This is a genomic window from Stenotrophomonas sp. ATs4 (assembly GCF_051861585.1).
GTDB classification, from domain to species: domain Bacteria; phylum Pseudomonadota; class Gammaproteobacteria; order Xanthomonadales; family Xanthomonadaceae; genus Stenotrophomonas; species Stenotrophomonas maltophilia_AS.
This window is the reverse complement of sequence record NZ_JBLYPK010000008.1, coordinates 172727-186960: the sequence shown is the minus strand read 5'-3', so window position 1 is coordinate 186960 and position 14234 is coordinate 172727. Positions and strand designations below refer to the sequence as shown.

At 64.1% G+C, this 14234-nt stretch carries 11 protein-coding genes and 2 tRNA genes; all 13 read left to right on the top strand.

The window, feature by feature from the left end; translation table 11 throughout:
* Positions 1-3 precede the first annotated feature (3 nt).
* The 13 genes from nuoF (at position 4) to nusA (ending at position 14160) form a co-directional block, all read left to right on the top strand.
* Positions 4-1344 carry an NADH-quinone oxidoreductase subunit NuoF gene (gene nuoF / locus ABR323_RS15765; RefSeq protein WP_012511708.1) on the top strand — a complete coding sequence of 447 codons (1341 nt, stop codon included), beginning with the start codon at positions 4-6 and terminating at the stop codon, positions 1342-1344.
* Complete coding sequence (nuoG, locus tag ABR323_RS15760) at positions 1341-3575, top strand: NADH-quinone oxidoreductase subunit NuoG (protein ID WP_439449974.1); 2235 nt, start codon at positions 1341-1343, stop codon at positions 3573-3575. The genes nuoF and nuoG overlap by 4 nt, the downstream gene beginning before the upstream one ends.
* The gene (nuoH, locus tag ABR323_RS15755) at positions 3572-4666 is read left to right on the top strand and encodes an NADH-quinone oxidoreductase subunit NuoH (protein ID WP_135274584.1); all 1095 of its coding nucleotides are present in this window, start codon (positions 3572-3574) and stop codon (positions 4664-4666) included. Before nuoG ends, nuoH begins: the two co-directional genes overlap by 4 nt.
* A gap of 3 nt (positions 4667-4669) precedes the next feature.
* Complete coding sequence (gene nuoI / locus ABR323_RS15750) at positions 4670-5158, top strand: NADH-quinone oxidoreductase subunit NuoI (RefSeq protein ID WP_006381128.1); 489 nt, start codon at positions 4670-4672, stop codon at positions 5156-5158.
* A 9-nt stretch (positions 5159-5167) separates the two neighbouring features.
* A complete protein-coding gene (locus tag ABR323_RS15745; protein ID WP_135274583.1) occupies positions 5168-5824 on the top strand; it encodes an NADH-quinone oxidoreductase subunit J in 657 nt (218 codons plus the stop codon).
* The gene (gene nuoK / locus ABR323_RS15740; protein WP_006381125.1) at positions 5821-6126 is read left to right on the top strand and encodes an NADH-quinone oxidoreductase subunit NuoK; all 306 of its coding nucleotides are present in this window, start codon (positions 5821-5823) and stop codon (positions 6124-6126) included. Before ABR323_RS15745 ends, nuoK begins: the two co-directional genes overlap by 4 nt.
* A 7-nt stretch (positions 6127-6133) precedes the next feature.
* Positions 6134-8302 (top strand): NADH-quinone oxidoreductase subunit L, encoded by a 2169-nt coding sequence (gene nuoL / locus ABR323_RS15735; RefSeq protein WP_439449973.1) that lies wholly within the window; start codon positions 6134-6136, stop codon positions 8300-8302.
* Positions 8303-8325: 23 nt separating this feature from the next.
* On the top strand, positions 8326-9834 hold the full coding sequence (locus ABR323_RS15730) for an NADH-quinone oxidoreductase subunit M (protein WP_135274581.1): 1509 nt from the start codon (positions 8326-8328) through the stop codon (positions 9832-9834).
* A 15-nt stretch (positions 9835-9849) separates the two neighbouring features.
* Complete coding sequence (gene nuoN, locus ABR323_RS15725) at positions 9850-11310, top strand: NADH-quinone oxidoreductase subunit NuoN (RefSeq protein WP_135274580.1); 1461 nt, start codon at positions 9850-9852, stop codon at positions 11308-11310.
* Between the two features lie 128 nt (positions 11311-11438).
* A tRNA-Met gene (locus tag ABR323_RS15720) sits at positions 11439-11515 on the top strand.
* A gap of 82 nt (positions 11516-11597) precedes the next feature.
* Positions 11598-11674: transfer RNA gene (locus ABR323_RS15715), tRNA-Met, on the top strand.
* A 379-nt stretch (positions 11675-12053) separates the two neighbouring features.
* A complete protein-coding gene (gene rimP, locus ABR323_RS15710; protein WP_006381060.1) occupies positions 12054-12644 on the top strand; it encodes a ribosome maturation factor RimP in 591 nt (196 codons plus the stop codon).
* Positions 12645-12648: 4 nt separating this feature from the next.
* Positions 12649-14160, top strand: coding sequence for a transcription termination factor NusA (gene nusA / locus ABR323_RS15705; RefSeq protein WP_135274579.1), 1512 nt, complete (start codon positions 12649-12651; stop codon positions 14158-14160).
* Positions 14161-14234: the final 74 nt, after the last annotated feature.

Here is a 14234-nt window from a genome sequence, read left to right as displayed (position 1 = left end):
GGCATGGCACATCACCACGAATCCAAGGGTCCGGTCGGCCCCGCGCCGCTGCCGCACCAGGTGGTCTATACCACCCTGCATTACGACACCCCGTGGTCGTACGAAAGCTACCTGAAGACCGGTGGCTATGCCGCCCTGCGCAAGATCCTCGAAGAGAAGATCCCGCCGGAGCAGGTCATCGAGATGGTCAAGGCATCGGGCCTGCGTGGCCGCGGTGGCGCGGGCTTCCCGACCGGCCTGAAGTGGTCCTTCATGCCCAAGGGCAACATGCAGAAGTACATCCTCTGCAACTCGGACGAATCCGAGCCGGGCACCTGCAAGGATCGCGACATCCTGCGCTACAACCCGCATTCGGTGGTGGAGGGCATGGCGATCGCCTGCTACGCCACCGGTTCGACCGTGGGCTACAACTACCTGCGCGGTGAGTTCCACCACGAGCCGTTCGAGCACTTCGAACAGGCCCTGGCCGATGCCTATGCAAACGGCTGGCTGGGCAAGAACGTGATGGGCTCGGGCGTGGACATCGACATCTACGGTGCGCTGGGCGCCGGCGCGTACATCTGCGGCGAAGAAACCGCACTGATGGAGTCGCTGGAAGGCAAGAAGGGCCAGCCGCGTTACAAGCCGCCGTTCCCGGCCAACTTTGGCCTCTACGGCAAGCCGTCGACGATCAACAACACCGAAACCTACGGTTCGGTGCCGGCGATCATCCGCAACGGTCCGGAGTGGTTCAAGGGCCTGAGCCTGACCGCCAACGGCGGCCCGAAGTGCTTCTCGGTGTCCGGCTGCGTGCAGAACGGTGGCAACTTCGAAGTGCCGCTGGGCACCACCTTCCATGACCTGCTGCAGATGGCCGGCGGCCTGCGTCCGGGCCGCACGCTGAAGGGCGCGATCCCGGGCGGCGTGTCGATGCCGGTGCTGACCGCGGCAGAGCTGAAGGACCTGCCGATGGACTACGACACCATCCGTGCGCTGGGCTCCGGCCTGGGTTCGGGGGCGATCGTGGTGCTCGACGACAGCGTCTGCTGCGTCAAGTTCGCCTGCCGCATCAGCCAGTTCTTCCACAAGGAATCCTGTGGCCAGTGCACCCCGTGCCGTGAAGGTACCGGTTGGATGCACCGTGTGCTGGAGCGCATCGTCGCCGGCAAGGCCACGATGGAAGACCTGCACCAGCTGAAGGCCGTGGCCGGCCAGATCGAAGGCCACACCATCTGTGCGTTCGGTGAAGCGGCTGCATGGCCCATCCAGGGTTTCCTGCGCCAGTTCTGGGACGAATTCGAGTACTACATCGTCAACGGTCATTCGATGGTTGACGGCAAGAAGGTGGAGGCAGCCGCCGCATGAGCGCGCAACCCGTAAACCCGAGCGTGCCACCGGATCACGTGACCATCGAAATCGATGGCAAGTCGCTGGTCGTGCCCAAGGGTTCGATGATCATCCAGGCGGCCGACAAGGCCGGCATTTCGATTCCGCGCTTCTGCTACCACGAGAAGCTGCCGATCGCTGCCAACTGCCGCATGTGCCTGGTGGACGTGGAGAAGTCGCCGAAGCCGGCGCCGGCCTGCGCCACCCCGGTGATGGACGGCATGAAGGTCGCCACCCGTAGTGAGAAGGCGCTCAAGTTCCAGCGTTCGGTGATGGAGTTCCTGCTCATCAACCACCCGCTGGACTGCCCGATCTGCGATCAGGGCGGTGAGTGCGAGCTGCAGGACGTGTCGCTGGGCTATGGCCGTTCGGTCAGCCGCTTCAACGAACGCAAGCGCGTGGTGCCGGACGAGGACATGGGTCCGCTGGTCGCCACCGAGATGACCCGCTGCATCCAGTGCACCCGCTGCGTCCGCTTCACTGCCGATGTTGCCGGTACCTACGAACTGGGTGGCATGTACCGCGGTGAAAACCTGCAGATCGGTACCTTCGACGGCAAGCCGCTGACCACCGAGCTGTCCGGCAACGTCGTCGACGTCTGCCCGGTCGGCGCGCTGACCAACAAGGTGTTCCAGTTCCGCGCCCGCCCGTGGGAATTGACCGCCCGCGAATCGCTGGGCTACCACGACGCGATGGGTTCGAACCTGTTCCTGCACGTGCGTCGCGGCGAAGTGCTGCGCACCGTGCCGCGCGACAACGAAGCCGTGAACGAGTGCTGGCTGTCCGACCGTGACCGCTACTCGCACCAGGGGCTGTACAGCGAAGACCGTGCGGTCAAGCCGCTGCGCAAGGTCAATGGCGAGTGGAAGGAAGTGAGCTGGGCTGAAGGCCTGGCCGCGGCCGCCGAGATCCTCAAGGCCAACCAGGGCGACAACCTGGGCGTGCTGGTGCATCCGTCCACCTCCAACGAGGAAGGCGCGCTGCTGGCCCGCCTGGCCAAGGGCCTGGGCTCGAGCAACATCGACCACCGCATCAACAACCGCGATTTCTCCGATGCCGCAACCGCCGAAGTGTTCGGCCTGCCGCTGGCCGAGATCGAAGGCGCCGACCGCATCGTCGTTCTGGGCAGCAACATCCGCCACGAACTGCCGCTGCTGCACGCCCGCCTGCGCAAGGCGCAGACCACCAACGGCGCGAAGATCCACGTCGTCAATCCGGTGGACTTCGACTTTGCCTTCAGCGTTGCCGGCAAGCAGATCGTCGCACCGTCGCAGTTCGTCGACGCGCTGGCCAACGCCGAGCTGCGTTCGGCAGTGCAGGGCGGCAACAACACCGTGCTGATCGTCGGTGGCATCGCCGAAAACCACCCGCAGGCTGCCGCGATCCGCGCCGCCGCGCGTGACTTCGCTGCCGCTACCGGTGCCAAGCTGTGCCGCATCCCACAGGGCGCCAACGCCGTTGGTCTGACCCGCGCCGGCGTGCTGCCGGCCGGCAAGGACGTCGCCGCGATGCTGGCGCAGCCGCGCCAGGCCTACGTGGTGTACGGCCTGGAGCCGGGCCTGGACTTCGCCGATGCACCTGCTGCGCGCAAGGCGCTGGTCGGTGCCAAGGTGGTGGCCTTCAGCCAGTTCGCCTGCGTCTCCACCCGTGATGTGGCCGACGTGATCCTGCCGATCGGTGCGCTGCCGGAAATCGACGCCACCCTGACCAACCTCGATGGTCGCGAGCAGTCGGCCCGTGCCGGCGGCAAGCTGCCGGGCGAGGCGCGTGAAGGCTGGCGCGTGCTGCGCGCCCTGGGCGGCGACCTGGCCCTGGCCGGATTCGAGTTCATCGACCTGGCCGGCCTGCGCGCCAGCCTGGCCCCGGTGTCGGTCACCGTTGCCGCTTCGGCGCAGCCGGTGGTTGCCAGCGAAGGCCTGGAAGTAGCTTCGACCGCCGCGATCTACCGCACCGATGCGGTGGTCCGTCGTGCGCCGGCGCTGCAGTCGCATCCGCTCAACAACGCCCCGCGCATCGTGCTCAACGCTGAAGATGCCGCTCGCCTGCAGCTGCAGGATGGGCAGATGGCCAAGGTCGGCACCGATGCCGGCAAGGCCACTCTGCCGGTGGTGGTCGACGCCCGCGTCGCTGCGGGTTCGGTCTGGATTGAATCGGGCCACGGCGCGACCGCGCCGCTGGGTGCCGCTCGCGTAACGGTGGTGGCTGCATGAACGAATTGCTGTTGAACGCGGTCGACCCGCTGCACCAGTGGCTGCTGGGCCTCGGTGATATCGGCGCGCTGATCTGGATCATCCTGAAGATCCTGGTGATCACCGTCCCGGTGATCATCTCGGTGGCCTTCTATGTGGTCTGGGAACGCAAGCTGATCGGCTGGATGCACGTCCGCCACGGCCCGATGTACGTGGGCATGGGCATCTTCCAGGCCTTCGCCGACGTCTTCAAGCTGCTGTTCAAGGAAGTCCTGCAGCCGAGCAGCGCCAACAAGGCGATCTTCCTGCTCGCGCCGCTGATCACCCTGGCCCCGGCGTTCGCTGCCTGGTCGGTGGTGCCCTTCGATTCGCAGATCGTGCTGTCCAACGCCAACGCCGGCCTGCTGTACCTGCTGGCGATGACCTCGCTGGGCATCTACGGCATCATCCTGGCCGGTTGGGCATCCAACTCGAAGTACGCGTTCCTGGGTGCGATGCGCGCCTCGGCGCAGATGATCAGCTACGAAATCGCCATGGGCTTCGCCCTGGTCGGCGTGATGATCGCGTCGGGCAGCCTGAACCTGAGCAACATCGTGATGGCGCAGGCCGGTAATTCCGGTTTCTTCGACTGGTTCCTGGTCCCGCTGTTCCCGCTGTTCGTCATCTACTGGGTGTCGGGCGTGGCGGAAACCAACCGCGCGCCGTTCGACGTGGTGGAAGGCGAATCGGAAATCGTGGCTGGCCACATGGTCGAGTACTCGGGCGGTGCCTTCGCCCTGTTCTTCCTGGCCGAATACGCGAACATGATCCTGATCAGCTTCCTGATCTCGATCTTCTTCCTCGGCGGCTGGCTGAGCCCGATCCAGGGCTGGGTCAACCCGGGCGATATCTCGCCGCTGGTCGACTGGATCTGGAAGGGCGGTGCACCGTGGCTGTTCGTCAAGGTGTTCTTCTTCGCCAGTGCCTACATCTGGTTCCGTGCCAGCTTCCCGCGCTTCCGCTATGACCAGATCATGCGCCTGGGTTGGAAGGTCTTCATTCCGCTGGCCATTCTGTGGATCGCGGTTACCGCCGTCATGGTGTTCTTCGGCGTGATTCAAAAGGGCGTCTAAGTGATGAACAGGATTACCCATTACTTCAAGAGCCTGCTGCTGCTCGAACTGCTGGGCGGCCTTTGGCTGACGCTGAAGTACAGCTTCAAGCCCAAGTACACGATGATGTACCCGATGGAGAAGTTCCCGCAGTCGCCGCGCTTCCGTGGCCTGCACGCGCTGCGCCGTTATCCCAACGGTGAAGAGCGCTGCATCGCCTGCAAGCTGTGCGAAGCGGTGTGCCCGGCGCTGGCCATCACCATCGACTCGGCCAAGCGCGAGGACGGCACCCGCCGTACCACCCGCTACGACATCGATCTGTTCAAGTGCATCTTCTGCGGCTTCTGTGAAGAAAGCTGCCCGGTGGACTCGATCGTCGAAACCCACATCCTCGAGTACCACTTCGAGAATCGTGGCGAAAACATCGTTACCAAGCCGCAGCTGCTGGCCCTGGGCGACCGTCTCGAGTCCGAGATCGCCGAGCGTCGTGCCGCCGATGCCGCTTACCGCTGAGGTCGAGAGATGGATTGGGTAAATATCGCTTTCTGGGTCTTCGCCATCGCGGCAACGGTTTCGGCCGGTGCGGTGATCAGCGTGCGCAATCCGGTGCACGCCGTTCTGTGCCTGGTGCTGACCTTCTTCTCCATCGCCTGCGTCTGGCTGCTGGTCGGCGCCGAGTTCCTCGGTGTGGCACTGGTGCTGGTGTATGTCGGCGCGGTGATGGTGCTGTTCCTGTTCGTGGTGATGATGCTCGACATCGATCCCACCAAGATGCGTGAGGGCTGGGTGCGCTACCTGCCGGTCGGTCTCATCGTTGCCGTGGCGATGCTGGTGCAGATGCTGATCCTGATCGGCGTGAAGGGCAGGGCGGTCACCCCGTTCCCGGCCGACAACGCCGCCGCGCTCGCCGCCGACAGCTCCAACGTCACCTGGCTGGCCCGTACGCTGTTCACCGAATACCTGCTGCCGTTCGAGTTCGCTGCGGTCATCCTGACCGTGGCCGTGGTTGCCGCCGTGATGCTGACCCTGCGCCGCCGTACCGGCGTGAAGAGCCAGAACCCGGGTGAGCAGACCATGGTCAAGGCCGACCAGCGCCTGCGCATGGTCAAGATGGGCGCCGAAGTGCCGGTCGTGCACAGCAACAGCAAGCCGGCCACCGGCGAGGAGACCCAGCCGTGATTACCCTTGGCCACATGCTTGCGCTGGGCGCGGTGCTGTTCGCCATCAGCCTGGCCGGCATCTTCCTCAACCGGAAGAACGTCATCGTCCTGCTGATGTCGATCGAACTGATGCTGCTGTCGGTGAACGTCAATTTCGTCGCGTTCTCGCGTCAGCTGGGCGATCCGTCCGGCCAGCTGTTCGTGTTCTTCATCCTGACCGTCGCCGCCGCGGAAGCCGCCATCGGCCTGGCGATCCTGGTGACCCTGTTCCGTACCCGACGCACGATCAATGTCGGCGAAGTCGATTCGTTGAAGGGCTGATCCACAGATGGAAATCACTCTCTCCAAGAGTCTGTTGATCGCAGTGGTGCTTGCACCGCTGTTCGGCAGCATCATCGCCGGCCTGTTCGGTCGCCAGGTCAAGCGCTTCGGCGCACAGACCATCACCATCCTCGGCGTCGCGGTGGCCTGCGGGCTGTCGATGTACACGCTCTACCAGCTGCTGTGGGGCGGTGCGCAGCCGTTCAACCAGAACATCTACACGTTCTTCGAAGTTGGCCAGTACTCGGCCCACGTCGGCTTCATGGTCGACAAGCTGACCGCGATGATGATGGTGGTGGTGACCTTCGTGTCGCTGCTGGTCCACATCTACACGATCGGCTACATGCAGGACGACCCGGGCTACCAGCGGTTCTTCAGCTACATCTCGCTGTTCACCTTCTCGATGCTCACCCTGGTGATGAGCAACAACTTCCTGCAGCTGTTCTTCGGCTGGGAAGCGGTGGGCCTGGTGTCGTACCTGCTGATCGGCTTCTGGTTCAAGCGCCCGACCGCGATCTTCGCCAACATGAAGGCGTTCCTGGTCAACCGCGTCGGTGACTTCGGCTTCCTGCTGGGCATCGCCGGCGTGCTGTGGGTGTTCGGTACCCTGGATTACTCGCAGGTGTTCTCGCAGGCCGGCATGCTGGCTGACCCGCGCGCCCAGCTGCAGATCTGGGACGGCACCATGTTCGGCATGCAGCTGCTGAACGAGCCGGTGATCTGGTCGATCGCCACCGTCATCTGCATCTGCCTGTTCATCGGTGCCATGGGCAAGTCGGCCCAGGTTCCGCTGCACGTGTGGCTGCCGGATTCGATGGAAGGCCCGACCCCGATCTCGGCACTGATCCACGCCGCGACGATGGTGACCGCCGGTATCTTCATGGTCACCCGCATGTCGCCGCTGTTCGAGCTGTCGCAGACCGCGTTGAACTTCATCCTGTTCATCGGTGCCACCACCGCGTTCTTCACCGGCCTGATCGGCATCGTGCAGAACGACATCAAGCGCGTTGTTGCGTACTCCACGCTGTCGCAGCTGGGCTACATGACGGTTGCGCTGGGCGTGTCGGCCTACTCGGCCGCCGTGTTCCACCTGATGACCCACGCCTTCTTCAAGGCGCTGCTGTTCCTGGGTGCCGGCTCGGTCATCATCGCGATGCACCACGAGCAGGACATGCGCAAGATGGGCGGCCTGCGCAAGTACATGCCGATCACCTTCGTCACCATGTGGATCGGTACGCTGGCCCTGGTTGGTACGCCGTTCTTCTCCGGCTTCTACTCGAAGGACACCATCATCGAGGCAGCCGAGATCCACGCACACATGCAGAACAGCTGGGTGGCCACCTATGGCTACTGGGCTGTGCTGGGTGGCGTGCTGGTGACCAGCTTCTACAGCTTCCGCCTGCTGTTCCTGACCTTCCACGGCAAGGAGCGCTTCCGCGACGCACATGACGATCATGGTCATGACGACCACCACGCCGCCGACGCCCACCATGCTGATGCCCACCACGGCGATGCGCATGACGACCACGGCCATGGCCACGGTCCGCATGAGCCGCACGAAACCCCGTGGGTGGTGACCCTGCCGCTGATCCTGCTGGCCATCCCCTCGATCGCCATCGGTTTCTTCAGCATCGGTCCGATGCTGCATGGCACCGACTGGGCGGGTCACCATGCCCACGCGGCGATCAAGGGCCAGGCGCAGACGTTCTTCACCGGTGTCGTGGACTTCTACGATCCGGCCAAGAACACCGTTGCGTTCCTGGGCGAAGAGTTCCATGGTCCGGTGGCGTTCGCGCTGCACGGCATGATGCTGCCGCCGTTCTGGCTGACCCTGGCAGGCTTCCTGCTGGCCGCGCTGTTCTACCTGTGGAAGCCGGACCTGTCGGGCAAGGCGCGCAAGACCTTCGCCCCGCTGGTGTCGGTGCTGGAAAACAAGTACGGCTTCGACAAGCTGTGGATCGATGGCTTTGCCGGTGGCAGCGTCAAGCTGGGCAAGGTCTCGCGCTGGATCGACAGCAACATCGTCGACGGCGTGGTCAATCTCTCGGCACGTGTTGTGGACGTCGCAGCCGGTGTGCTGCGTCGTACCCAATCCGGTTTCCTCTATCACTACGCCTTCGCGATGATCATCGGCCTGATTGCCCTCCTGGGCGTGCTGATGCATTACCTGCGTTGATGACCTGTACGGAATAAGAAGACGTGTCGAACTGGCCTCTACTCAGTGTCCTCATCTGGCTGCCGATCATCGGTGGTGCCCTGATCCTTGCAATCCGTGATGCACAGACCGCCCGCTGGGCGTCGCTGGGCGTAGCGGTACTGACGTTCGTGGCGAGCCTCTCGCTGCTGAGCGGCTACAACGCGGGGGTCGACGGTCTGCAGTTCGTCGAGACCCATGCCTGGATCCCGGCGTACAAGATCGGCTACAACCTGGGCGTGGACGGCATCGCCGTGGCGCTGATCCTGCTGACCACCCTGGTCAGCGTGCTTGCCCTGATCGGCGCCTGGAGCGCCATCGACAAGCGCGTCAACCAGTACGTGGCCGCCTTCCTGATCCTGGAAGGCGTCACGGTCGGTATCTTCTCGGCTACGGACGCGATGCTGTTCTACGTGTTCTTCGAGGCGATGCTGATCCCGATGTTCCTGATCATCGGCGTCTGGGGCGGTCCGCGTCGCATCTATGCCGCGCTGAAGTTCTTCCTGTACACCTTCCTCGGCTCGGTGCTGATGCTGGTGGCACTGATCTACCTGTACATGAAGGGCGGCAGCTTCCAGCTGGCCGACCTGTACGCGCTGCCGCTGTCGGCCAAGGAACAGACCTGGATCTTCTTCGCGTTCCTGATCGCCTTCGCGGTCAAGGTGCCGATGTTCCCGGTCCACACCTGGCTGCCGGATGCCCACGTGGAAGCGCCGACCGCCGGTTCGGTGATCCTGGCCGCCATCGCCCTGAAGATCGGTGGCTACGGCTTCCTGCGTTTCAACCTGCCGATCGTCCCGGACGCGTCGCAGGAATGGGCCTGGCTGGTGATCGCGCTGTCGCTGATCGCGGTGATCTACGTCGGCCTGGTCGCGCTGGTGCAGGACGACATGAAGAAGCTGATCGCTTATTCGTCGATCGCACACATGGGCTTCGTCACCCTCGGCACCTTCATCGCGCTGTGGCTGGTGCGTGAAGCCGGCAACGCCGATGCGGCCCGCCTGGGTCTGCAGGGCGCCATGGTGCAGATGATCTCGCACGGCTTCGTGTCCGGCGCGATGTTCTCCAGCGTGGGCGTGCTGTACGACCGCATGCACAGCCGCCGCATCGCCGATTACGGCGGCGTGGTCAACGTGATGCCCTGGTTTGCGACCTTCGCCATGCTGTTCTTCATGGCCAATGCCGGCCTGCCGGGCACCAGCGGTTTCGTCGGCGAGTTCATGGTCATCCTCGCGGCCTTCCAGCGCAATCCGTGGATCGCGCTGGGCGCGGCCACCACCCTGATCATCGGCGCCGCCTACACCCTGTGGCTGTACAAGCGCATCTTCTTCGGCGAAGTGGCCAACAGCCATGTTGCCGAACTGAAGGACATCAACGGCCGCGAATGGCTGGTGCTGGGCGTGTTTGCCATCGGCGTGCTGGCCCTGGGCATCTACCCCAAGCCGCTGACCGACCTGATGGAGCCCTCGATCGCGAAGCTGGCGATGCAGATCGCATCCAGCAAGCTGCTGTAATTCCAGGATTTGATGATGACCACCTCGCCGCTGCTGCCATTGACCGCCGCTGACCTGCCACCGCTCGCTCCCGAGCTGGTGCTGATCGGCAGCGCCTTCGCCCTGATGATCCTCGACCTGTTCGTCAGCAACCGGAACAAGCTCGTCACTCACCTGTTCTCGCTCGCTGCGCTGGCCGTGGTGCTGTTCATGCTGGCCACCGGTGTGGGCGGGCAGGGGGAGGTCTTCCATGGCATGTTCGTGCGCGATACCGCCGCGGACGTGATGAAGACCGGGATCGTGCTGCTCAGCGGCCTGACCCTGGTCTACGGCTGGCGTTACCTGCGTGACCGCAACCTGTTCCAGGGCGAGATCCCGGTGCTGATCCTGTTCGGCACCGCCGGCATGATGATCCTGGTCTCGGCCGGAAGCCTGCTGATGGTCTACCTGGGCCTGGAACTGCTCGCGCTGTGCTCCTACGCGCTGGTCGCCAGCAACCGTGAGAACGGCCTGGCCTCGGAAGCGGCGATGAAGTACATCGTGCTGGGTTCGCTGGCCTCGGGCCTGCTGCTGTACGGCATGTCGCTGATCTACGGCGCCACCGGCAGCCTGCACCTGGACGTGATCCGTGAAGCCATCCCGCACTCGGAAGAGCGCGTGCTGCTGATTACCGGTGCGGTGTTCATGATCGCCGGCGTCGCCTTCAAGCTGGGTGCCGCGCCGTTCCACATGTGGCTGCCGGACGTGTACCAGGGTGCTCCGGCGCCGATCGCACTGTTCATCAGCTCGGCGCCGAAGCTGGCCGCGTTCGGCATGGCCTACCGCCTGCTGGAGATGGGCGTCGGTCCGCTGTCGACCGAACTGCAGCTGCTGATTGCCGGCCTGGCCGCGGTCTCGCTGGTCATCGGCAACCTGATGGCCATCGCGCAGAGCAACCTCAAGCGCATGCTGGCGTTCTCCACCGTCTCCCATATCGGCTTCCTGCTGATGGGCATTGCTGGTGGTGGTTCGCAGGGCTATGCCGCCGCGCTGTTCTATGCACTGGCCTACGCGATCATGTCCACCGCCGCCTTCGGTGCGATCATCGCGCTGTCGCGTGCGGGCTTCGAAGCCGAGAACATCGAAGACTTCAAGGGCCTGAACGCCCGCAACCCGTGGATGGCCGGCCTGGTGCTGTGCATCATGGCGTCGCTGGCCGGCATCCCGCCGTTCCTGGGCTTCTGGACCAAGCTGGCCGTTCTGGGCGCAGCCATCAATGGCGGCCTGCTGTGGCTGGCCATCCTGGGCGTGCTGTGTGCAGTGGTCGGCTGCTTCTACTACCTGCGCGTCATCAAGGTCATGTACTTCGATGAGCCGGTGGGCGAGGCCATGCCGCGCAGCAACGACCGCGTGCTGGGCCTGGTGCTGGGCGTGAACTCCCTGGCGCTGCTGGCGCTGGGCCTGGCCTGGAACCCGATCATGGTCTGGTGCCAGAAGGCATTTGCGCATATTGCATAAAAGTTGACACAAAGCTGCGCGATTCGTGTAATATACGCAGCTTGAGTTGTCACTGCAGCGGTTCAGCCAGAACATCGTTGCGGAGCGCCTCCCTCGCCAGAGAGGGGCAGCAGTTCAAACACTTCCGGTGCGGGGTGGAGCAGTCTGGCAGCTCGTCGGGCTCATAACCCGAAGGTCGCAGGTTCAAATCCTGCCCCCGCTACCAACTTCATATCGGCGCCAACCGGTTTGATGAATGAGAGAAAGCTTGCATGTTTTGAAGTTATCCCTCATAATTCCGCTTCTGATGCGGGGTGGAGCAGTCTGGCAGCTCGTCGGGCTCATAACCCGAAGGTCGCAGGTTCAAATCCTGCCCCCGCTACCAAGTAAAGAGATCGCCTTCGAAGTCCTGCTTCGAGGGCGTTTTTCTTTGGAGTTTCCGTTGGTCGTTGCGCGATCGGACGGAGCGCAGGTGGGCGCCGCCGGGCCATGCGCAGCGACAGGTTCAAAGGCCGTCCAAGCCTTGCACCAGAGCGGTGCAGGGGCTATCATCAGCGGCCTAGAAGTACCCCTGAAGGCGACGCTCCCCCTGGGAGATTCACCCGCAAGGAGGGCCGCAGTGCGCTTACGCAGCGCGTTGCAACCGGAATCCAGTCACCGGAGTCTTTCCGGAAAAGGGGCCCAGCGGGCCCTTCGTCGTTTTCGGGGTGTCATGTTTCCACGCTGGCCAAGGCCGGCACCCAACCAAGAGATCAAGGCAGGCTGTGAGCGACAAGGCAACCGACATCGCGAATCTGCTCGCCCCGACCGTTGTGTCGCTGGGCCTGGAGCTGCTGGGCGTTGAATATCTGCCGGCCCCCGGCGGTGCGACCCTGCGCCTTTACATCGACGTGCCGCTGGCTGAGCAGCCGGAGCGCATCATCAATGTCGACGACTGCGAGCGGGTCAGCCGCGAAGTGTCGGCACAGATGGACGTCGAAGACCCGATCAGCGGCAACTACACGCTGGAAGTGTCTTCGCCGGGTGTCGATCGTCCACTGTTCAACCTGGAGCAGTTCGGCCGTCACCTTGGCGAATCGGCCAAGGTCACCCTGAAACTGCCGCAGGACAACCGTCGTCGCCTGCAGGGCCGCATCGAGGCTATCGACGAAGCCGCAGGCGCCATCACCTTCATCGTCGACAAGGCCGAAGTGGTCGTGTCGGCGGACAACATCGACAAGGCACGGATCATGCCCGACTGGGTCGCGCTGGGGCTGGCCCCGAGCAAGCCGACCGGTCCGGCACCGAAGCGTCCGAAGCCGAAAACGAATTCTTCTTCCAACGAGCCGGCGGCAAAGAAGCCGCGCGCGGAGTGAGCCAATGAGCAAGGAACTGTTGCTGGTAGTCGACGCAGTCGCCAACGAGAAGGGCGTGCCGCGTGAAGTGATCTTCGATGCCATCGAGGCCGCGCTGGCCTCGGCAGCGAAGAAGCGCTATCCCGACGAGGAAGTGCTGACCCGCGTGGTCATCGACCACAAGGATGGCAGCTACGAAACCTTCCGCCGCTGGGAAGTGGTGGCCGATGATGTGGTCATGGAATCGCCGGATCGCCAGATCCGTCTGATGGATGCCGTCGATGAAGCCGAAGGCGTGGACGTCGGCGACTACATCGAAGAACAGATTGAAAACCCGGATTTCGGTCGTATCGCCGCCCAGGCTGCCAAGCAGGTGATCGTGCAGCGCGTGCGCGAAGCCGAACGCCAGCAGGTGGTCGATGCGTGGAAGGATCGCGTCGGCGAGTTGATCACCGGTGTGGTCAAGCGTGCCGAGCGCGGCAACATCTATGTCGACCTGGGCGGCAACGCCGAAGGCTTCATTCCGAAGGACAAGGGCATTCCGCGCGACGTGCTGCGCGCCGGTGACCGCGTGCGCGGCTACCTGGCCGAAGTGCGCTCGGAACCGCGTGGCCCGCAGCTGTTCATCAGCCGTGCCGCCCCGGAATTCATGATCGAGCTGTTCAAGCTGGAAGTGCCGGAAGTCGGCCAGGGCTTGGTGGAAATCAAGGCCTGCGCCCGTGATCCGGGCGATCGCGCCAAGATCGCGGTGCTCGCCCACGACACCCGCACCGATCCGATCGGTGCCTGCATCGGCATGCGCGGTTCGCGCGTGCAGGCCGTGTCGAACGAGCTCAATGGCGAGCGCGTGGACATCGTGCTGTGGAACGACAGCCCGGCCAACTTCGTCATCAACGCGATGGCGCCGGCCGAAGTGCAGTCGATCATCGTCGATGAAGACAAGCACTCGATGGATCTGGCCGTCGCTGAAGACCGCCTGGCCCAGGCCATCGGCAAGGGCGGCCAGAACGTGCGCCTGGCCAGCCGTCTGACCGGCTGGCAGCTCAACGTGATGACCCAGGACCAGGTCACCGCCAAGTCGGAGGCCGAGCAGGCTTCGGCCCGCCAGCTGTTCATGGACAAGCTGGAAGTGGACGAGGAAATCGCCGGCATCCTGGTCAGCGAAGGCTTCGGCACCGTCGAGGAAATCGCTTATGTCCCGGTCGGCGAACTGCTGGCCGTGGAAGGTTTCGACGAAGACATCGTCGAAGAGCTGCGCGCTCGTGCCCGCGATGCGCTGCTCAATGAGGCCCTGGCAGTCGAGGAAGGCCTTGAAGACGGCCAGCCGGCGCAGGACCTGCTGTCCCTGAAGGGCATGGACGAAGCCACCGCGTATGCGCTGGCCGGCCACGGCGTGCGTACCAGCGAGGAGTTGTCCGACCTGGCCGCCGACGAGGTCATGGACTTCGGCATCGAAGGGCTGGACCAGGCGCGCGCCGCTGCGCTGATCCTGGCCGCGCGTGCCGAGGAAATCGCCCGACTGGAACGCGGCGAATGAGCCGGCAATGAACAGGGCCCTGAGCCGATCAGGGCGTAGAATCCGCGCCACCTCCAGATGCGGGGGGGCGCCCA